Here is a 19,099-nt window from a genome sequence, read left to right as displayed (position 1 = left end):
ATCTATTCTATTTATTCTTTTTTATATTAAAGTATAGCAATAATAATAGTTCTATCAATAACTTGTTACTAACTTAAAATTCAGTAAAAATTGGCGTTGTTCAACTTGTGGATAAATATGTGAGTAACTTTCGTATATTATTGATTTTCTGTTATGATTTATGTGTATAAGTAAGGTGTTTAGAGTGTTAGTAATTTTCTTTTATGGAAAATACTTTACCATCATGCATTGTTACACAACTATGTATATGTTGTTGAAAAAGTTGTTGATCAATTGTTGGTATTTTATATCAACAAATAATTCACAAATTAATTTGACATTATTCACATGCTTATTAAACATTTAATAACAGTTTTCTTGATAAATCTAATCTGAAAACGTTTTTGCCATTACAGGGAATAAATTGAGTAAAAAAAGAACCTTAGTAGAAAAAATAGCATATAGAATTTTTCTCTTCCTTTTCAAAAAAGCTTCTGTGTTGAAAAAGTGTGCGACTGAGGCATTAATGAAAGATCTGCCAGACCTTAATATATTTAATGGTCTATTAAAATTCCGCGATTGTGGTATAATGGATATAATGACTCCACGTACAGAGATATGCGCAGTAGAAATTGAGTCAAGCGAGCGTGAAATAATAAAGAAGATAAAAAACACTTGCCACACTAAAATACCAATTTATAAAAATAACTTTGATAACGTAATAGGCTTTTTTTATGTAAAAGATGTTATTTTTAATAGGGATAAAAATTTTAATCTGAAACATATTATACAAAGCGTAATATTTGTTCCACCCTCGATGAAGACAACTAATCTTTTTGTTAGGATGAACTCTTCTAAATCATGCTTAGCTATCGTATTGGATGAATATGGTGGAACTGATGGTTTAATTTCAATGACTGATCTTATAGAGGAACTAATACCAAACATTGATAGTGAAAACGAAATAAATTCAGAATATACCATTACTGAATTGTCTCAAAATAAGTTTGAAGTATCAGCAAGGGCTCTTATAAAAGATATAGAAGAGGATCTAAAAATAGAATTACGTGACCCTGAAGAAGACTATGTTACACTTGGTGGTTTGATTCTTTCGATTGCTGGTAAAGTGCCTTCTGTAGATGAAGTCATTAAATATAAAAATGGTATGAAGTTTATCATCAAAGATGCAAATGAGCGCTACATTAATAAAATAGTACTAGACTTAAGTGATTACAAAAATTAGATTTGGTACCCCTTGTCGGGGAATGCCTTGACACGAAGAAAAAGTTGTAATAACCAAATATGCAACTCAAGTTATAGTTAAACCTATTTCCAGCAAATTATTTTCGCAAGTATAATGCATTTCAGTGTTATAGTACTCTAATAATAAAGAGGTCATATAGATATTAATATCTTTTGTATTTAAATTAGTGTCATTTTTTTTGATTAATTTGTCTACTAATGATTTGCTTATTGGTTTGTGTTCATTTAGAATTTTTATAGTTAATAGCATTTTATCTTCTGTTTGACTCAGTAAAACAGATACTAGTTCAACTTCCGCCACTGCACTGGCTATAGTTAGCACCATATTAGAAATTATCTTATTTATCTTTTCAATTAAATCTTCCTTATTTTTTGCAGAGTATGCGTCTATTTTCCACGTAAGCTTTACTTTTTTTTTAATAAATAATTTTCGATATTAGATTTGGTCTTATCAAAGCTATAATTATCCATTGAAGAAGAATATGCCTGCTTCATAACTTTATGTTTATATATTAAATCATCGGAGCTTTCTTTAAGAAACAACAACGCTTCCTTCTGCGCATCAGCATCATTCTTATCTATTACTTCAAGCTCTTCTACGCCAAACGTTATTCCATTCATAGAGTTAGCAAAGTCATGAAGCAGCCGTCCTGATAGCAGTTCCGTTATTAACAGTATGTTTTTGGTATTTTCGTTCATTGGATAATTATAAATGATTTAAGTTACCCTATATTGGTAAGTATATAATAGTCAATTAAGAGAAAGTTTCGTTGCACTTTTTATATCAAGGCATTAATATAGTATTAACAATTTTAAAATTTATAAAAGGATTATGAATACTTATACCAGATCAGGAATAGATATTGAACTATATAATAAGTTAATAAAAGAAGTCAAGCCTATTGCTCAAGAAACTACTAGAGAAGAAGTAATCAGCGAAATAGGTTCATTTTCTGCGTTATTTGATTTTGCTGCACTAAGTAAGAAGTATGACCATCCAGTACTCGTTTCCTCAACTGATGGAGTAGGTACGAAACTGTTGATAGCTCAAGAAGTGAATAAACATGATACTATAGGTATAGATTTAGTTGCAATGTGTGTAAATGACTTACTTGCACAAGGAGCAACGCCTTTGTTTTTCCTTGATTACTTTGCAACAGGCGTTTTGACCAAAGATGTTTTATTATTTGTGGTTAAGGGCATTGCAGAGGGGTGCAAGCAAGCTAAAATAGCATTGGTTGGTGGGGAAACTGCAGAAATGCCTGGAATGTATGGTAATAATCACTATGACCTTGCAGGGTTTGTGGTTGGTGTAGTTGATCGAAAGCAAATTCTTCCAAACTGTAGTATGATGAAAGCAGGTGATTATATAGTTGGCTTAGAGTCAAGTGGAATTCACTCAAATGGGTTTTCTTTAGTGCGCCATGTTTTCAAAAGCTTAGGTATAAATTATAACGATACATCTCTATGGAATAATAAATCTTGGAGTGAAATACTACTTGAACCAACAAAAATATATGTTGATTCTTTGCTGCCTATCATGTCACAAGTAAAAGGTATTGCGCACATCACGGGTGGTGGTTTGGTAGACAATATTCCGCGAATTCTTCCAAAAAACTTATTTGCAAACATAGACATTAATTCCTGGAAATGGCCAGATATATTTTTATGGCTAACAAAGGAGGGTAAAATAGAGAAGAAAGAAATGCTAAAAACATTTAATTGTGGTATTGGTATGGTATTGATCGTAAGTTCTGAGAATATGCAAAACGTGAAAAATCATTTCCAAAAACGTGGAGAAAAAATTGAAATTATTGGAAAACTTGATGAGGCATGTAACCCTCCACTTGATAGAGTAGTATTTAGTTAACCTAACTTTACTGACAGTCTTTTTGCAACTTCTAGGTATGCTTCCTTTAAATCTCCTAAATTCAAACGAAAGACATCTTTATCTAGCTTTTTATAAGTATTTTTATCCCATAATCTGCAGTTATCAGGGCTAATTTCATCAGCTAAAACGATTTTAGTACTGTCATTTATTAATCTGCCAAATTCTAACTTGAGATCAACTAAATATATACTTGCATTTGAAAATAGGTGAACTAATATTTCGTTGATTTTTAAAGTTGTAGTTTTAACTTCATCCATTTCTTTGCTAGATAGCCAATCAAAATACAGTATGTGATTTTCACTTACCATTGGGTCGGCTAGGTCATCATTTTTGTAAAAAAAATCGATTATAGGAGATGCAAGCCTCTCACCTTCTTTGATATTAAAACGTTTGCAAAAGCTGCCAGCTGCGACATTTCTAACTACTACCTCAAGAGGTATTATCTTGAGTTTTTTGACTAGCTGTTCTCTTTCGTTTAGAGTTTTTATAAAGTGTGTGCTAATTTCTGCTTTCTCAAGCTTTTCCATGATAAAAGCACTAATATGATTATTAATTATTCCTTTACCATCGATTATTTCATATTTTTCCTTATTGAATGCTGTAACATCATCTTTAAAGTGCTGTATGACAATTGATAAGTCTTCAGTTTCAATAATGGCTTTCGCTTTACCTTCGTATATCGTTTTATTCAGTGACATGTTTAATTTAACTATATATTATATCAATTTACTATTCTTAGAGTATAGCCCCAAATAACTTAAAATAAACCTTAATGGCATTCAATGTTACAATATTAACCATATTCCCAGAAATGTTCCCGGGGTTTTTGAACTATTCTCTTGCCGGAAAAGCGTTAGAAAAAAAAATATGGAACCTTGAAGTAATAAATATTCGTTCTTTTGCGAAAGATAAACATTCAACTGTGGATGATGTTCCATATGGAGGTGGAGCAGGAATGGTTATGCGTTCTGATGTAGTTGGTGATGCAGTAGATAGTATGCTCTCTGTTCATAAAAACACTAAGTTTATTTACATGACTCCATCTGGAACTAAGTTTAATCAGAATATTGCCAGAGAATTATTAGAGTTTCCTCATATAACAATATTGTGTGGTCGATTTGAAGGTATTGACCAAAGGATAATTGATGCGTATACTCCTTATGAGTTAAGTATTGGAGATTATATACTTTCAGGAGGTGAGCCAGCTGCAATGGTGGTTCTTGATGCATGCATTAGACTTCTTCCAGGTGTAGTAAATAATACCGATAGTATTACTGAAGAAAGTTTTAATTATGGTGGTGGTGTACTTGAATATCCTCAATATACTAGACCTGAGCAGTGGAAGGGATATAAAGTACCTGAGGTTTTGTTATCTGGCAATCACAAAAAAATAAGTGATTGGAGGCAGAAGCAGTCTCATGTTATAACAAAAAAGCGTAGGCCTGAATTATTGAGTGGAGAGATAAATGACAAATTTACTTAAAAAATTTAACGAACAGCAAATGCAAGTGTTAGCTAAAGAAATACCAGAATTTCGTCCTGGCGATGATTTGAAGGTCACTTTTAAAGTAGTTGACGGTACAAGTGAACGTATACAGATATTTGAAGGTGTATGTATATCAAAAAGGAACCGCGGGTTACATTCTTCTTTTGCAGTCAGAAAAGTGAGCCATGGAGAAAGTATAGTGTCTCAGTTCTTTGTTTATTCTCCTGCACTGGTTTCAGTGCAAGTGACAAGAAAAGGAAAGGTTCGTAGAGCAAAACTGTATTATCTGTGCAAACTATTTGGAAAAGCTGCAAGGATCAAAGAGCGTACTACTTATGTTAAAAAGAAATCTAAGTAGATACAATAGGGAGTGATGTCAATTGTGTCATCTCAGAACTCTCTCTTGTCATCCCAGTGCTCCGACACTGGGATCCAGCATTCATTATTCTCCTTTTGGTTTGTGCTTTCATGGAAAATGTAAAAATTATTTGCAGGCAAAGCCTGCTGGATCCCAGTGTCAGCTACTTGCATGACAAAAAAGGGGAAAGTTTTTTCAAATCCTCGTGTAAAGAAAAATAAATGAGTATAAAGAAAAAATTCCTTAAATTACTTCAGTCAAGGCGTGTACATGCTCGTATAAAAAGGAAAAATAAAAAGAACAGAGCGTTACGCTTTTGTTCTTTCACGGCACTAGTTATCTCACTTGGCTGTCCTGTGTGCATATTGTTGAGTATATTAGTTAACTCTTACAGTGCCTTAACAGTAACGAAAATTTTATTGCCAGTTGAAATAAATGCTGATCTTACTTTGGCGAGTAATCCTAGTGATTTGCGGTATAAGTCCATTGGCTTACTCAACGATTCTTTACGTAAGGTGTTTGGAGGAACTGATTTTAAAGACGGTGACGAAATTTTAAGTCGTAATTCTTACAAAGAACTAGAGAAATTTTTTCGTAAGAAAGTAAAAGATAGTGGTGAATATGAGATCTGGTTTACCGCGTCAAGTATAATTAATTCAATAAATAAAGATAAATATTTGAATGATCGTTATGCTAAATTACTTGATTGGCTAAAAGAAAAGAGGAGAGTGAAAAAATTTTTTAATAAGTCTTTATTCCTTAAATCTGACTCTCGTGAACCTGAAAATGCAGGGATTTTAGGAGCGTTTATCGGTTCATTAATGACAATTATAGTGTGCCTAGCATTAGCATTACCAATAGGAATTATGTCGGGCATCTGTCTTTACGAATTTATGCCTAAAAATAGGCTAATGACTAATATTGTAGAAATTAGCATAAATAATCTTGCTGCAGTGCCTTCAATAATATTTGGTGTAGTGGGCTTAACTCTCTATCTTGGCATATTTGGGCTACCACGCTCTTCACCACTTGTTGGTGGAATGACTCTTTCATTTATGATGTTACCTAATATTATAATTGCAACAAAAAATGCCTTTGCGAATGTTCCTATTACGATAAAAGATGCAGCGTTTGCGCTCGGTGCACCTCACATCAAGGTGATATTAGATCACTCTTTACCGATTGCGTTACCAAGAATAATACATGGTACTGTGCTTGCAATTGCAAGGATTTTAGGTGAATCTTCTCCTTTACTTATGATGGGTATGGTGGCATTTATTGCTGATACACCTACGTCCTTTTTCGATCCGGCGACTGTTCTACCTGTGCAAATATACATATGGTCAAGCAATCCTGAAATTGCATTTGTTGAACTTGCTGCTATCGCAATTATAGCTTTATTATTGGTGTTATTTGCGTTAAATTTAGTAGCAAATTTTGTAAAAAGGAAATTCGAATTTTTTAATTTTTAGCAATTCATGAAAATCACAGTCCTATCTGGTTATGGCTTAAATTGCGAAAAAGAAACTGCATTTGCATTTATGGAATGCAGCAGAAAACTTGGTATTGGTAATATTGAAGTAAAAATCGTTCACATTAACGATATCATAGATAATCCAGGTGAACTGAAATTAAGCAATATACTTGCAATTCCAGGGGGTTTTTCCTATGGTGATGACACTGGTGCTGGTAATGCGTTTGCTTTACGTATTAAAAACAACTTGTTGGATGAGTTTCAAGAGTTTTTATCTCAGGACAAGCTGATTATAGGAATATGTAATGGTTGTCAGATATTAGTAAAATTAATTCCAGAGTTCTCTAATCTAGCTTTAATCCATAATGATATAGGCAATTACCAATGCCGCTGGATTAGAGTGAGAGTTAATTCAAAGAGTAATTCTGTTTGGCTACGGGGTCTGAGTGAACTATATCTCCCTATTGCTCATGGGGAAGGCAAATTTTTTATGGATCAAGATATTTTGAACCAATTGATTGAGAGCAATTCCACCGCATTACGTTACATTGATAAAAATGGCAACTATGCTAACCTACAATTTCCTTACAATCCGAATGGATCTACATACGACCTAGCAGCTTTATCAGATAAAAGTGGAAGAGTGCTAGCTTTAATGCCCCATCCAGAAAGGGGAATATTTTTTACCCAGCAAGATAATTGGCCCCTTGAAAAAGAAAAGAGCAAGCGTTTAGGTGTTGCTGTGCCAAAATATGGCGATGGAATGCTTATATTTGAAAATGCACTAAAGTATTTTTGTTAAAATTTATTGATAGGGATTTATGGTCGAAATTATCCCCTGATATTGCAAAAAACTTGCTTGACAAACTCCGCCAGCGCCCTTATCATGAAAATGAAGCTATTTATTTATCTTCGCAATCTGCAGATTAAAACGACAAAGGGAACTTTGTATTTGGCGTAAATCATGCTTAATTTTTTGCACTATGTGCACCTCATGTCTTTATAAAACTTTTAGGTTTCTACCTATACAAGCAGAAACGCGCTTATAAAGCGTTCAAGACATCAAAAGACGTCAAATAGAACAAGGGAGAATTTGAATACTGGCTACCCTGGGGATTCTTTGCCTTTTTTTTCTGCGTAGTAAATTTCTTAAACATTTATAGCTAAGGTTAGTTGCATTTAAAAGCAGCTAAATTGCAGCGTTTAAGACTTAAAAAACGCCAAATTGACAATAGAGAGTGACCGGGGCTTCTTTTGCCTTTTTTTTCATTTGGTAAATTTCTTAATATTTATAGCTAAACAACAACCGTCATCCCGCTACGTGTTAGCGGGATCTATGTTAAGAGATACCGCGGCGGTATGACGGTTAAGTAGGGTGTCATCCCAGTGCTCCTTTTTTTGTCATCCCAGCGTCACGCGCTGGTTTCAACATTATATCATGAACTTTCTAAAATTCATTGAGTTATGCTTTCAAACGGTAGTGCCGGGGTGTGAGTATAATGATTATCAGTATATAAAAGTCATATCAGACAGACTTGAAGCGGCAAATGTTGGCAAAATGAGGCGAATAATATTCAATATGCCTCCGCGCTCGATGAAGTCCATGTGCATAAGCGTTGCGTGGCCCGCATGGATACTGGGAAACCAACCAACTGCGAGAATAATAGTTGCAAGTTATTCTCAGCGGCTCAGCGAAAAGCACTCGCTCGACACCAGGTGCGTGATGCAGTCTAGTTGGTATAGAGCGCTATTTCCAGAGATAGAACTATCCAAAGACCAGAATACCAAATATAAATTTCAAACAGTGCAGAGAGGATACAGAATCGCAACATCAGTTGGTGGAACACTAACTGGTGAAGGTGGTGATTTTATCATTGTGGACGATCCGCTCAGTTCTGCTCAAGCTTTGAGTGAAACGCTTAGAAAGCGTGCCACAAACTGGTTTGATCAGACTTTAGTAACCAGGCTGAACGATAGAAAAAAAGGAGTCATCGTTCTTGTAATGCACAGGCTACACCAGGAGGACTTAACCGGACACCTTCTCTCCAAGCCAAAAAATATATGGCATCATATTTGCTTACCGATGATTTCTGAAAATAAGAAGATTATCTATTCAATCAAAAAGCCAGCGCATCCTGTTTCTGTCATCCAAGTAACTACAACCAGTAATAAAACAGCATCGCGTGCTAGACCTGCAAAGATGTTATACTCAAGAGAAGAAGGCCAGCTATTATATCCCCTCTATGGAGGAAAAAAAGAAGTTAAGATGATAAAAGTCGAACTTGGGAGTTACGCTTTTGCTGCACAATATCAACAGAACCCTCTGCCACTTTCAAGTGGTATAATTAAACGAGAGTGGCTAAAGCGCTATAAAAATGTTCCTGATAATCTCTCGCATGTAACACAAAGTTGGGATACTGCGGTTTCAACAAGCGACATGAGCAACTTTAGTGTCTGCACCACCTGGGCAAAAATAGATAATAAATTCTATTTACTTGATGTATATCGCGCAAAGCTTGAGTATCCAAAGCTTAAAGAACAGGTTTTGTCACTAGCTGCAAGATGGTCACCACACGCAATTTTGATTGAAGCAAAAACGAGTGGTCAGCAATTGGTGCAAGAGCTAAAGACAAACAGTGATTTACCGATTATTGAAATAGTGCCACATGATGACAAGCTCACTCGATTTCATCAAATTGTTCCGATTATAGAGTCTGGCAAGGTTTTTCTGCCGCACCAAGCAGTATGGCTGAACGATTTTGAGTATGAGATTTTAATGTTTCCTGAAACTCGACACGATGATCAAGTGGATAGTACCGTGCAATATTTGCAGTGGGTGAGAAACAGTACCTCCAGGGTTGCAGCTATACGAGCATTGTGATTTAAGCCTACCAGATCCAAGTAGTCAGCTACTTGCATGACACCCTGACAACCGTCATCCCGCTACGTGTTAGCGGGATCTAGAGATACCGCGAATGAATCGCGGTATGACGGTTCGTGGTGGTATGACAGTTCGTGGTGGTATGACAGTTCGCGGCAGCATGACGATAAGCTCGTCATCCCGCTATGTGTTAGCGGCTAAGAGATACCGCGGCGGTATGACGGTCTGCGGCGGAATGACGGTTAAGCAATTCGTCATCCCGCTACATGTTAGCGGGATCTCTTGTTAGCGGATGAGATACCGCGAATGAATCGCGGTATGACGGTTAAGTACGTGTTAGCGGCTAAGAGATACTGCGGCGGTATGACGTAGAGCTCGCGTTAGCTATAAGATTAGCTAACATTCTGCACGTCCATAAAAAACAAACCTTCTTTTTCGTCTTGAACGCTAATAATAGCGTGAGTGTTAAAAGGTAAAGGATCATTTGTATGTCCATGGCCTACCCCTTTCATTGTAAATACAGGAAAGTTAACACTTTTTGCAAACCTTTCTTTTACAACTTCAACAAGGTTATCGTTATAGCAGTTAACGAAATCCCCAAAGATTACTGCATGTACTCCATCAAAGATGTGAGCTTGTTTTAGGTGATCTAAACTGCGCTCTATTGCGTATGGGTAGACTCTTATGTCCTCTAAAAATAGAATTTTACCTTTCGCATTTATTTGCCAAACAGTTCCTATACTGTTTTCAACTAAAGTCATATTACCACCGATGATTTTAGACTTTAATCTGCCATCTTTTAGTCTAATGCCATTATTTATCGTCTTTAGGTTATCAAATCTGATAGAATCCCGCTTGTTAAGAATTAACTCTTTCAATTTTTCAACAGAGCTTTCAGAAACGGAGTTATTTACTATCATTTCCAACATGGTGCCGTGAAGAGTTTGCCAATCATATTTAGCTTGTAGATGGATGTGCAAGGCAGTTATATCGCTATAGCCTATGAGGATCTTTTTGTTTTGAGCAATCCTTTCTTTTTTATAATTGGGTAACTTTTCTAGATAGGGAATTAACCGAGAAGCCCCTTCTCCTCCTCTGATACACCAGATTATTTTACTATCACCGGTTAGTGCACTAACCAAATCATTTGCTCTGAATTCATCAGAGTTGGAATAAAATGGATTATCATTACTATATATTTTCTCCGAAATATGGGGATTAAAATCCAAAGCTTCTACATATTCTTTTATAGTAGTCAGATCTAATTCTTTTCCCTTCGAAGAAGGAGCAATAATATCAACTTGGTCGATTGCATGAATACCTGTGTTAGCACATAAAGTGAGAATGAAATATAAAAGGTAAACAATCATTAAAATATCTTATAAAACTCTTTTTTTAGTATATCATCCAATTCAGAGAGTGGAACTTTCACTCCTAGTTCTTCCATTGACGTGACGCCATAACCTTGCAACCCACAAGGAATAATACCCCTATAGTGAGAGAGGTCTGGAAAGACGTTAAGCGCTATGCCATGATAAGTTACCCATTTTCTTAAGCGAATACCAAAAGCTGCAATTTTTTTTTCTACTCCGTTATGGTTTACCCAAATGCCTATTCTATCTTCTCTAAACTCTCCAAGTATATTAAATTGCTTTAAAACATTTATGATCCACTTACTTAGATCTCTAATATATAGCTTTATATCGCATTTGTTTCTTTTTTTAAGGTTTAACATTAAATATATAATGCGCTGTCCTGGACCATGATATGTGTGTTTACCACCCCTTCCTGTTTTATATATGGGAAATAGTTTTTCAACAATATCATCAGCTGTTGCACTGATTCCTGCAGTATAAAGTGGAGGGTGCTGGAGTAGCCATACCAATTCGTCTGCTGAATTATTGTGAATTTGTTGAATTTTCTCTTCCATGGATTTTACAGCACAGTTATAATCAATAAGCTGATTAGGTATTAGCCATTCTGTCATATTCTATTTCTTTTTTTTTAGTATAGCAGTTCGTTCTTTTCCTGTCACCCAAGTGCTTTCCTTCCGTCATCCCAGTGCGTGACACTGGGATCTATGTCTTAGTTTAACTACAGAATCTAAAACACTTTTAACTTTTAAACATCTTTCATGAGGCACATATGAATTTCAACATCTTTCAAAGAAAAAAAAGCGCAGTATTTACTAAATATTCTGCTTTGCAGCTAATGATGGAGCCAAGTTGGAGTAAGCGTGATTATGTAAGTTTTGCTGAGGAAGGTTACATAAAAAATGTTATTGCCTTTCGAGCAATCAATATGATTGCAAATGCTGCATCTTCGGTACCTCTTACTCTCTGCCAGCTTACTGACCAGGGAAAATCGCAACTAAAAGCCCATCCATTACTGAAATTACTTTATTCTCCTAACCCAATGACATCAAAATCGGAATTTATTGAGGGGATTGTAACTTATCGGTTAGTTAATGGCAATTCTTATATATTGATGATTGAGTCACAGAATAGTAGAAAACCACCAACAGAGCTTTATCTTCTGCGCCCAGATAGGGTTGAAATTGTTCCAGGGAGAAATAACGTTCCTTATATCTATCGTTATACCATAAATAACAACAGTTATGACTTTAAAGTTGATAAACTAACTGGATGTTCAGCAGTGTTGCACTTAAAGACCTTTAATCCTTTGAATGATTGGTATGGGTTATCACCAATTGAGGCAGCTGCATATAGCATAGATCAACATAATCAGGCGGGTGCTTGGAATCAAGCGATGTTGCAAAATGGGGCAAGACCAAGTGGTGCAATAGTTGTAAAATCAGCAAAAGATGGAAGTGGTGGAAGTTTAAGTCAAGAGCAGTACCAACGCTTAAAAGCGCAGATAAATGATCATTATTCAGGTTCTATAAACGCTGGAAGACCGATATTGCTTGAAGGAGGCTTGGAGTGGAAAGAAATGAGCTTATCGCCAAGGGATATGGATTTTATTGAGTCCAAACACAGCTCAGCTCGTGATATTGCGCTAGCTTTTGGCGTTCCACCGCAATTGCTTGGCATACCGGGTGATAACACTTATAGCAATTTAGTCGAAGCACGCTTATCCCTCTGGGAGCAGACGGTTTTACCAACGCTAGAAAATATTATCTGTCACCTGAATTCTTGGCTGACACCAAGATTTGGTGAAGATCTGTGCTTGTCGTATGACAAAGATGCAATAGAAATTCTCATGGAAAAAAGACAAAAGTTGTGGAAATACGTAGAAAACGCAAGCTTCATGACGCTCAACGAAAAGAGAGAAGCATTTGGCTTGCCACCACTGCCAGGTGGTGATGAGTTAGGTTAAGTTTGTATCCGTTCAGATGAGTTTATTGTCCCCTAAACCGTACACCTAAGTAAATTAACTATTTTTCTTGCCAACCAGAGCGATGAAGATTTGGTCTACATCAAAACTCATCTTAGGACGCCAAATAGGGCCATCCAAATGCATATCGATATAGATTGGATTACTATAATTTGGTGGTATGAAAAAGAACCTGAATATAGAAGCTAAAGCGAAGTTAGATAAGGTTAAATTAGAAGAGATCGATCCTGATGCTTGATCAATCCCGAACTGTAAACTAGTTGAACATATACCACTCTTAATACTTGCTTTTCCGCTAATATTTTCAAAAAATGTCTTGCCATTATATATATCAACATAAGCAAGTGTGGAAATTTCAGATTTATTCTTACTGCTTAACAAATTAGTGATAAATGAATTGAAATCTACATTAGTAACTTCTATTCCTTGCGCTTGTAAGTTTACATCTCCTGATAAGTTACTAGCCCAATCATGAAAACTTTTTCCTTGAGTTTTGATTTCACCATTTAAGCTTACCTGACCATTTACATTGTCAATTCCTATAACCTTACCAATCTTTTTAGTGTCCAAATTTACAATAGAAAATCTTGTATTTATTGAGTCTGATCTTAAATAACCCTGAAAAAACACTTGCCCGCGTTCTAATACGTAACTTGCCTGCCTGATAGTGATAGTGTTGTTTCTCATTACCGCATCCAAATTAAAATCTTTTAAAACATTCTGCTCGGTTTTAAATTCTGCAGTATTGATTTGCACATTTGCATCAAAGCCTTCTTTATCATCCAAAAAATCAAGCTGCTTTGTTGACCATTGAATTTGATCTATCTCATTTCTTGAATTTCTTTTCGTCTCTACTAAATTTGGTAATGTAATAATTTTTCCATTAAATTTACTGCCCGTAAGGTTAACATCTAATAAAGGTTTGGCGTATTTTTGATCTGCTAATATTTTTGCATTACCGGTAATATCGAAATCTTCTCCAGATAGTTTTATTTTATCTGCAACTAGCTTACCTTTTTCCATTTTCAGCAAAAAATCCAAATTTTTAATTTTCGTATCATTCAATGTAAGGTTATTAACACGGGCCTTTATATTTGTATCATACTGAAAATTTTTCAGCCATTGCATTTTAGGTAAACTGCTAAATAATGAATGATCATATTTATCTGCATCAAGATTATGCATGCTAAATTCACCATCGATCACACTGCGTTTTTTTGTGTGGCTTACTCTAATTGATCCTTGCAAGGATTCCTTATTATTTAGCAGTCTAATGTCTGAGATAGATAATATTCTTGGTGCAAGGTGCAGTTTAGAACTTAGTGTAAATTGATTTTTCTGGTTTTCTTTCATCTTTATAGAAGGGAAAAAACATGAAATGAATGACTCAAAATCATTTCCTTCGACTAATAAATCACCGTTGAATTCAGATAGGACATTATTGTTTGAGATCTCTCCTGATAAGTAAGATATATTATTGATTCCAGGAAATTTAAGAAGCGTATTAACTTTTACTTTGCCATCAGTGGATTTTAGTACAGCACGGAAATTGTCCAATATTTTGTTTTGATATTGAATGTTAGAAGCTTCCATATTAAAATTTAAGCTCAAGTTCTTTGGCACAACTGCTCTAAAACATTCCAGAAGATCCTTCATATTCATTGTTCTTTGTGAATCATTTTGTATGGAATCTAAATCAACTTTACTGAAGCTAATATTGAAATTAGTGTGATTGCCTTTTCTATCATTTTGTATTGTACCGCTGGCTTGCATGCTTTTGGAATCAATTTTTAAGTCAGTTGCCGTAAACTCACTTTCATTAAGACTTATATTGGATGATATCTTGATATTTTCGCTAGGAATAACACAAGAGAGAAAGCTAAGATTAATGATTTTTGCTAAATCACTCACAGAACCGGAACTGTTATTAATTGTTAATGTTAAATTACCCTGGAGTTCTTCTTGATTTCTATTACCTGTAAATAGCAAATTTACAAAATTTGATTCAACACTAATGTGTACATTCCTTTTTGTGATATTAACCTTTCCTGAAAAATCGTAATTATTATCACCTACCTTTACTTTACCAAAAAACTGCTTATTTTTTTTTACAGCAACTTCCTTTATGTTAACAATATCAGCGAAATCATTCTTGAAACTTACTTGGCTGTCTTTTATTACTATATCGACTGTGTTACCACTGGCGTTTGTATTTATAATATTAAGTAAATTTTCTTTGTTGCTTTTCATGCCAAACAATGTGATTGACTTTGGTTGCAACGAAAATAAAAACAACGATAGGAACGATGGCCTTATTTCAATTTTTCTTACACTAATTAAATCTGACAACTTTTGCTCTTTATTTTCGTTGTATTGTACGTATACATTATAAATAGTGAGCTTTGGGGTAATCAACGAAACTTTAATTTTTCCCCCAATATGCACTTTAGCATCATACGTCTTCTCTAACTCTTTTATGATATATTTCCTGTAGCCACTCCAATCCTTAAAAGTTGCAGCAACATGCATGAGAATTAATAGCAGTGAGATTGATAATATAGCATATAAAGAAAGTCTCATAATTTACACATGCTTAAAGTTTCCCTTAAATATTAAATAGAGAATACCAAAATAAACAATAACACTCAAAGCTATTAAAGTCGTTAAATAAACAATACGAGCCAACATTTTATCAAAAAATAATCCTGCCAACAAAGAATTAAAAATATAAAGGGCTATTGACATGACTGCCGTTGCTACAAAAATTTTCATGACATTTAACAATAACGCTTGGCTAACCTTATACATTTTATTTATTGTTAAATAACTAATTAATAGAATAGAGTTTATCCAAGTGGAAACGGAAGTAGCAATAGCAATCCCCGTATGCTGATACTCGTTCATTAACAAAAGGTTTAGCACTACATTAATTCCAAGACACATTAGCGAAAATATGGTTGGTATTTTCAGATTGCCTTTAGCAAAAAATGTAGGTAGCAATACTTTATTTATAATAAATGCAGGTAAAGAAAGAGAAAATGCTATTAAAGTGGGAACAGTTTGCTGCACTGCATAATGATCAAACCGGCCGTAAGAAAAAAGCGTAAGTAAAATTATGTCGGGAATAATGATAAAGGCAGCAGTTGTTGGCATAATTAACATTAATCCTATGTTGAGAGCCTTGTTCTGTATTTTGACTATATTTTCAGTATTATCCACCTGTTTTGAAATTAAAGGAAGAAGCACTGTACCAATTGCAGTACCGATTATTCCCTGCGGTAGTTGATTTAGTCTATCGGCATAATATATATAGGACACCGCATTTGGTATAAAACTCGCCATGATTGTATCAATCCATAAGCTTATTTGAGTTACACAATTGTTGATAATTGCAGGTATCACACGCTTAAAAAATAACCTTACTTCATTGCTTAATTCAAGGCTAAAAGAAAAAGCTGCCTTTAACTTGTATGCGCTAAATAGTATCAAAAGTAGCTGGAAAATTCCTCCTATAAGGACAGCTATAGAAAGGTTGTGCGCTGGAGTTTTTACGTAAGGCACAAACAAACTGATGATTAAACAGAGATTCAAAACGATTGGTGCAATAGCTGTTGAAGCAAAATGCTGCTTTACTTGCAGCATTCCACCAATAAGTGATGCAATTGAAACAAAGATTATGTAGGGCATCATAATTCTTGATAAAGTAACAGTAAGGGTAAACTTACTTTGGTCAAATCCAGGAGCAAAAATTTGAATCATATAAGGGGAGAAAGTTTGCATGATAAGGCAAAAAATTACTAAGATAATAAACGTAATGGATATTACACTACTTGCAAAATTAAATGCCTTTTTATTATCATATGATTCTGTCGAATATAATGGTATGAATGAGGTAGTGAACGCTCCTTCTGCAAAAAATGCTCGAAATAGATTGGCAAAACGAAACGAAGAAAAAAATATGTCTGCAAGAGAGTTCGCACCAATAACCGTAGCAATCAATACATCTCTTATTAACCCTGAGATCCTTGAAATAGCCGTAAAAAAACTAAATGTGAAAATACTTTTAAACATACCACTACTTCATTAGTGTCAATACAATTAACTATAATGGTAAAAGTATCAATGAAAATATTTATTGGCTAAACTTAAAACCCTCTGCAAAAGGAGAGTTAAATAATCAATTGACTATTTGCGCTCTTATGTTAGAAATTTTATATCTTGGCGGGCGTAGCTCAGTTGGTAGAGCGTCAGTTTGTGGTACTGAATGTCGCCAGTTCGATCCTGGTCGCTCGCCCCACTAAAACCCGATAATTTGAAAAACCGTCATCCCGCTGCTTGTTAGCGGGATCTAGAGATACCGTGACGGTATGACGTGAGTTAGCTATACATTGGCCACTGATGATTGAAATAGTTAATTACTGTAAAATTTGACATTAACCGCTAATAGTTAGAATATTAGTAGAGTAAGAATTACTCAAGAAGGCATGCATAAATATGATGTAGTAGTAGTAGGTAGTGGTCATGCAGGGTGCGAAGCTGCTGCTGCTGCAGCTCGCCTTGGTGCAAACACGCTGCTTATAACTCATAAAATTTCAACTATAGGGGAAATGTCCTGCAATCCAGCAATCGGAGGAGTTGCAAAGGGCGTTGTAGTCAGGGAAGTTGACGCTCTTGATGGAATAATGGGAAGAGCAATCGATCAAGCAAGTATACACTCAGTCATTTTAAATAGCAGCAGAGGTGCAGCAGTATGGGGCCCGCGTGCACAGGCAGACCGAAAATTATACAAGCAAGCAATACAGGAAATTATTCTAAATTATAATAATTTGACGGTAAAAGAAGAGTCGGTTGACGATTTTCTTATAGAGAGTAATAACAATGGAGAATTGTGCATTAAAGCTGTAATAACAAGCTCAGGGGAGCATATACTGACAAGTAAAGTCGTTCTAACTACAGGGACTTTTCTGCGGGGTGTGATTCATATAGGAGAGCAGGTAACTCCTTCAGGGAGAATGGGAGATAAGCCTGCCGTAGAACTTGCAAATACGTTGAAGAAATATAATTTTAAATTAGGTAGATTGCGTACCGGAACTCCGCCAAGGCTTGATCGTGGCACTATAAACTGGTCAATATTGCAAGAACAAGTGGGTGATAATCCACCTGTGCCGTTTTCTTACTTAACAGAAAAAATTAATCAACCTCAGGTATCATGCTTTATTACCCATACTAATGAAAACACGCATAAAATAATTAGAGAGAATCTGCACAGGTCAGCTTCTTCGTATTTGGATGATATTATAGCACCAAGATACTGCCCATCCATTGAAACTAAGGTTAAAAAATTCGCAGAAAAAAGTAGTCATCAAATATTTTTAGAACCAGAGGGCTTGAATGATGATACTATATACCCGAACGGAATTTCAAATTCATTGCCTATTGAAGTGCAGTGTGAAATGATAAAGAGTATCAAGGGACTTGAAAATGCAGAAATACTAAGACCTGGATATGCAGTTGAGTATGACTATATTGATCCACGAGAACTAAGCCATACTCTTGAAACTAAGAAAATTAAAGGCCTATATTTTGCTGGCCAAATTAATGGCACTACTGGATATGAAGAAGCAGCAGGGCAAGGAATTATTGCCGGAATTAATGCAGCACTCTCTGCATCTGAAAAAAAAGAAAGCTTTGTTCTTCATCGCACAGACTCATATATCGGCGTAATGATAGATGATCTAGTCACCAAAGGGGTGATCGAACCTTATAGATTATTTACCTCACGTGCAGAATATAGGCTAGCTATCAGGTCAGACAATGCAGATAGAAGATTAACACAAAAAGGTTATGATATTTCCCTTGTTTCGCATGAGAGATACTCCGTTTTACAGAATAAACTTGAATCCATTAAGCAGCTTGAAGAGGAGTTAGGGAGTCTGACGATTACTCCTGAGCAGCTTAGGTCTTATGGTATCAAAATATCTTATGATGGGATAAGAAAAACGGCACTAGATTTACTTAGCTATCCAAACATCGACTGGAATAAATTACAAGAAATATGGCCGGAGTTAAGCAGCATCACGCGCTGGGATGGCACCGCAATGGGTAGCATAACTAAGAATGAAATATGCGAAGCGGTTGAAATTGAAGCAAAATACAAACCTTATCTAATAAGACAAGAAGCGGATATGAAGTTTTTACGAGAGGAAATTAACACTCAAATTCCAATTGATTTTAACTATTCACAAGTTAAAGGCCTGTCAAGTGAAGTAATAGAAAAGTTGCAGACGATAAAACCAGCGACGATTGGCATTGCAAAGCAAATACAAGGCATCACTCCTGCAGCGATAGTGAGCATATTAGTGTATTTGAGAAACAGGAAAACGAAAGTGGCTGCTAATTTTGTATGAGGT

At 35.2% G+C, this 19,099-nt stretch carries 16 protein-coding genes and 1 tRNA gene; 10 read left to right on the top strand and 7 right to left on the bottom strand.

The window, feature by feature from the left end; translation table 11 throughout:
* Nucleotides 1-403: 403 nt before the first annotated feature.
* Nucleotides 404-1,222, top strand: coding sequence for a transporter associated domain-containing protein (locus tag ABWU74_RS06655; protein WP_353289307.1), 819 nt, complete (start codon nucleotides 404-406; stop codon nucleotides 1,220-1,222).
* A gap of 66 nt (nucleotides 1,223-1,288) precedes the next feature.
* Here the strand turns inward: ABWU74_RS06655 and ABWU74_RS06650 are convergent, their stop codons facing one another.
* On the bottom strand, nucleotides 1,289-1,633 hold the full coding sequence (locus ABWU74_RS06650) for a hypothetical protein (protein ID WP_233395610.1): 345 nt from the start codon (nucleotides 1,631-1,633) through the stop codon (nucleotides 1,289-1,291).
* Nucleotides 1,634-1,647: 14 nt separating this feature from the next.
* Nucleotides 1,648-1,941, bottom strand: a complete 294-nt coding sequence (locus tag ABWU74_RS06645) for a hypothetical protein (RefSeq protein WP_006280049.1) — start codon at nucleotides 1,939-1,941, stop codon at nucleotides 1,648-1,650.
* Between the two features lie 133 nt (nucleotides 1,942-2,074).
* Between ABWU74_RS06645 and purM the strand changes: the two genes are divergently transcribed.
* Entirely contained in the window at nucleotides 2,075-3,112 is a 1,038-nt protein-coding gene (purM, locus tag ABWU74_RS06640; protein ID WP_353289306.1) for a phosphoribosylformylglycinamidine cyclo-ligase, read from the top strand.
* Here purM and purC read toward each other — a convergent pair.
* The gene (gene purC / locus ABWU74_RS06635) at nucleotides 3,109-3,831 is read right to left on the bottom strand and encodes a phosphoribosylaminoimidazolesuccinocarboxamide synthase (protein ID WP_010081959.1); all 723 of its coding nucleotides are present in this window, start codon (nucleotides 3,829-3,831) and stop codon (nucleotides 3,109-3,111) included. The two genes, purM and purC, sit on opposite strands and share 4 nt — an antisense overlap.
* Nucleotides 3,832-3,905: 74 nt before the next feature.
* On the opposite strand from purC, the gene trmD reads away from it, so the two are divergent.
* From trmD to terL, 5 genes are all read left to right on the top strand, one after another.
* Entirely contained in the window at nucleotides 3,906-4,616 is a 711-nt protein-coding gene (gene trmD, locus ABWU74_RS06630) for a tRNA (guanosine(37)-N1)-methyltransferase TrmD (protein ID WP_007549279.1), read from the top strand.
* On the top strand, nucleotides 4,600-4,977 hold the full coding sequence (rplS, locus tag ABWU74_RS06625; RefSeq protein WP_006279489.1) for a 50S ribosomal protein L19: 378 nt from the start codon (nucleotides 4,600-4,602) through the stop codon (nucleotides 4,975-4,977). The genes trmD and rplS overlap by 17 nt, the downstream gene beginning before the upstream one ends.
* Before the next feature lie 221 nt (nucleotides 4,978-5,198).
* The gene (pstA, locus tag ABWU74_RS06620; protein WP_015589336.1) at nucleotides 5,199-6,449 is read left to right on the top strand and encodes a phosphate ABC transporter permease PstA; all 1,251 of its coding nucleotides are present in this window, start codon (nucleotides 5,199-5,201) and stop codon (nucleotides 6,447-6,449) included.
* Between the two features lie 6 nt (nucleotides 6,450-6,455).
* Nucleotides 6,456-7,253, top strand: coding sequence for a phosphoribosylformylglycinamidine synthase subunit PurQ (locus ABWU74_RS06615; RefSeq protein WP_264705898.1), 798 nt, complete (start codon nucleotides 6,456-6,458; stop codon nucleotides 7,251-7,253).
* A gap of 636 nt (nucleotides 7,254-7,889) precedes the next feature.
* Nucleotides 7,890-9,332 (top strand): phage terminase large subunit, encoded by a 1,443-nt coding sequence (gene terL, locus ABWU74_RS06610; RefSeq protein WP_353289439.1) that lies wholly within the window; start codon nucleotides 7,890-7,892, stop codon nucleotides 9,330-9,332.
* A 392-nt stretch (nucleotides 9,333-9,724) separates the two neighbouring features.
* On the opposite strand, the gene ABWU74_RS06605 is transcribed toward terL, so the two are convergent.
* Nucleotides 9,725-10,702: an LD-carboxypeptidase gene (locus tag ABWU74_RS06605; protein ID WP_209472462.1), complete on the bottom strand. Its 978-nt coding sequence runs from the start codon at nucleotides 10,700-10,702 to the stop codon at nucleotides 9,725-9,727.
* Nucleotides 10,702-11,319 (bottom strand): lipoyl(octanoyl) transferase LipB, encoded by a 618-nt coding sequence (gene lipB / locus ABWU74_RS06600; protein WP_353289305.1) that lies wholly within the window; start codon nucleotides 11,317-11,319, stop codon nucleotides 10,702-10,704. The genes ABWU74_RS06605 and lipB overlap by 1 nt, the downstream gene beginning before the upstream one ends.
* Before the next feature lie 158 nt (nucleotides 11,320-11,477).
* Between lipB and ABWU74_RS06595 the strand changes: the two genes are divergently transcribed.
* Entirely contained in the window at nucleotides 11,478-12,671 is a 1,194-nt protein-coding gene (locus ABWU74_RS06595; protein WP_209472460.1) for a phage portal protein, read from the top strand.
* Nucleotides 12,672-12,725: 54 nt separating this feature from the next.
* On the opposite strand, the gene ABWU74_RS06590 is transcribed toward ABWU74_RS06595, so the two are convergent.
* Nucleotides 12,726-15,269: an AsmA-like C-terminal region-containing protein gene (locus tag ABWU74_RS06590; protein ID WP_182282701.1), complete on the bottom strand. Its 2,544-nt coding sequence runs from the start codon at nucleotides 15,267-15,269 to the stop codon at nucleotides 12,726-12,728.
* Between the two features lie 3 nt (nucleotides 15,270-15,272).
* Complete coding sequence (gene murJ / locus ABWU74_RS06585) at nucleotides 15,273-16,760, bottom strand: murein biosynthesis integral membrane protein MurJ (protein WP_010962984.1); 1,488 nt, start codon at nucleotides 16,758-16,760, stop codon at nucleotides 15,273-15,275.
* Between the two features lie 150 nt (nucleotides 16,761-16,910).
* Here murJ and ABWU74_RS06580 point away from each other — a divergent pair.
* Nucleotides 16,911-16,986, top strand: a tRNA-His gene (locus tag ABWU74_RS06580).
* Nucleotides 16,987-17,173: 187 nt separating this feature from the next.
* Nucleotides 17,174-19,096: a tRNA uridine-5-carboxymethylaminomethyl(34) synthesis enzyme MnmG gene (mnmG, locus tag ABWU74_RS06575; RefSeq protein ID WP_353289304.1), complete on the top strand. Its 1,923-nt coding sequence runs from the start codon at nucleotides 17,174-17,176 to the stop codon at nucleotides 19,094-19,096.
* Nucleotides 19,097-19,099 lie beyond the last annotated feature (3 nt).

Origin of the sequence: Wolbachia endosymbiont (group A) of Paraperithous gnathaulax (assembly GCF_964028485.1) — a bacterium.
GTDB classification, from domain to species: domain Bacteria; phylum Pseudomonadota; class Alphaproteobacteria; order Rickettsiales; family Anaplasmataceae; genus Wolbachia; species Wolbachia pipientis.
The sequence above is the reverse complement of the archived record's forward strand: the minus strand, read 5'-3'. Positions and strand labels throughout refer to the sequence as shown.

Coding starts and splice junctions, on each gene's coding strand:
- ABWU74_RS06645 (WP_006280049.1), bottom strand. CDS start 1,941: ATGAACGAAAATACCAAAAACATACTGTTAATAACGGAACTGCTATCA.
- purM (WP_353289306.1), top strand. CDS start 2,075: ATGAATACTTATACCAGATCAGGAATAGATATTGAACTATATAATAAG.
- purC (WP_010081959.1), bottom strand. CDS start 3,831: ATGTCACTGAATAAAACGATATACGAAGGTAAAGCGAAAGCCATTATT.
- trmD (WP_007549279.1), top strand. CDS start 3,906: ATGGCATTCAATGTTACAATATTAACCATATTCCCAGAAATGTTCCCG.
- rplS (WP_006279489.1), top strand. CDS start 4,600: ATGACAAATTTACTTAAAAAATTTAACGAACAGCAAATGCAAGTGTTA.
- pstA (WP_015589336.1), top strand. CDS start 5,199: ATGAGTATAAAGAAAAAATTCCTTAAATTACTTCAGTCAAGGCGTGTA.
- ABWU74_RS06615 (WP_264705898.1), top strand. CDS start 6,456: ATGAAAATCACAGTCCTATCTGGTTATGGCTTAAATTGCGAAAAAGAA.
- terL (WP_353289439.1), top strand. CDS start 7,890: ATGAACTTTCTAAAATTCATTGAGTTATGCTTTCAAACGGTAGTGCCG.
- ABWU74_RS06605 (WP_209472462.1), bottom strand. CDS start 10,702: ATGATTGTTTACCTTTTATATTTCATTCTCACTTTATGTGCTAACACA.
- lipB (WP_353289305.1), bottom strand. CDS start 11,319: ATGACAGAATGGCTAATACCTAATCAGCTTATTGATTATAACTGTGCT.
- ABWU74_RS06595 (WP_209472460.1), top strand. CDS start 11,478: ATGAATTTCAACATCTTTCAAAGAAAAAAAAGCGCAGTATTTACTAAA.
- ABWU74_RS06590 (WP_182282701.1), bottom strand. CDS start 15,269: ATGAGACTTTCTTTATATGCTATATTATCAATCTCACTGCTATTAATT.
- murJ (WP_010962984.1), bottom strand. CDS start 16,760: ATGTTTAAAAGTATTTTCACATTTAGTTTTTTTACGGCTATTTCAAGG.
- mnmG (WP_353289304.1), top strand. CDS start 17,174: ATGCATAAATATGATGTAGTAGTAGTAGGTAGTGGTCATGCAGGGTGC.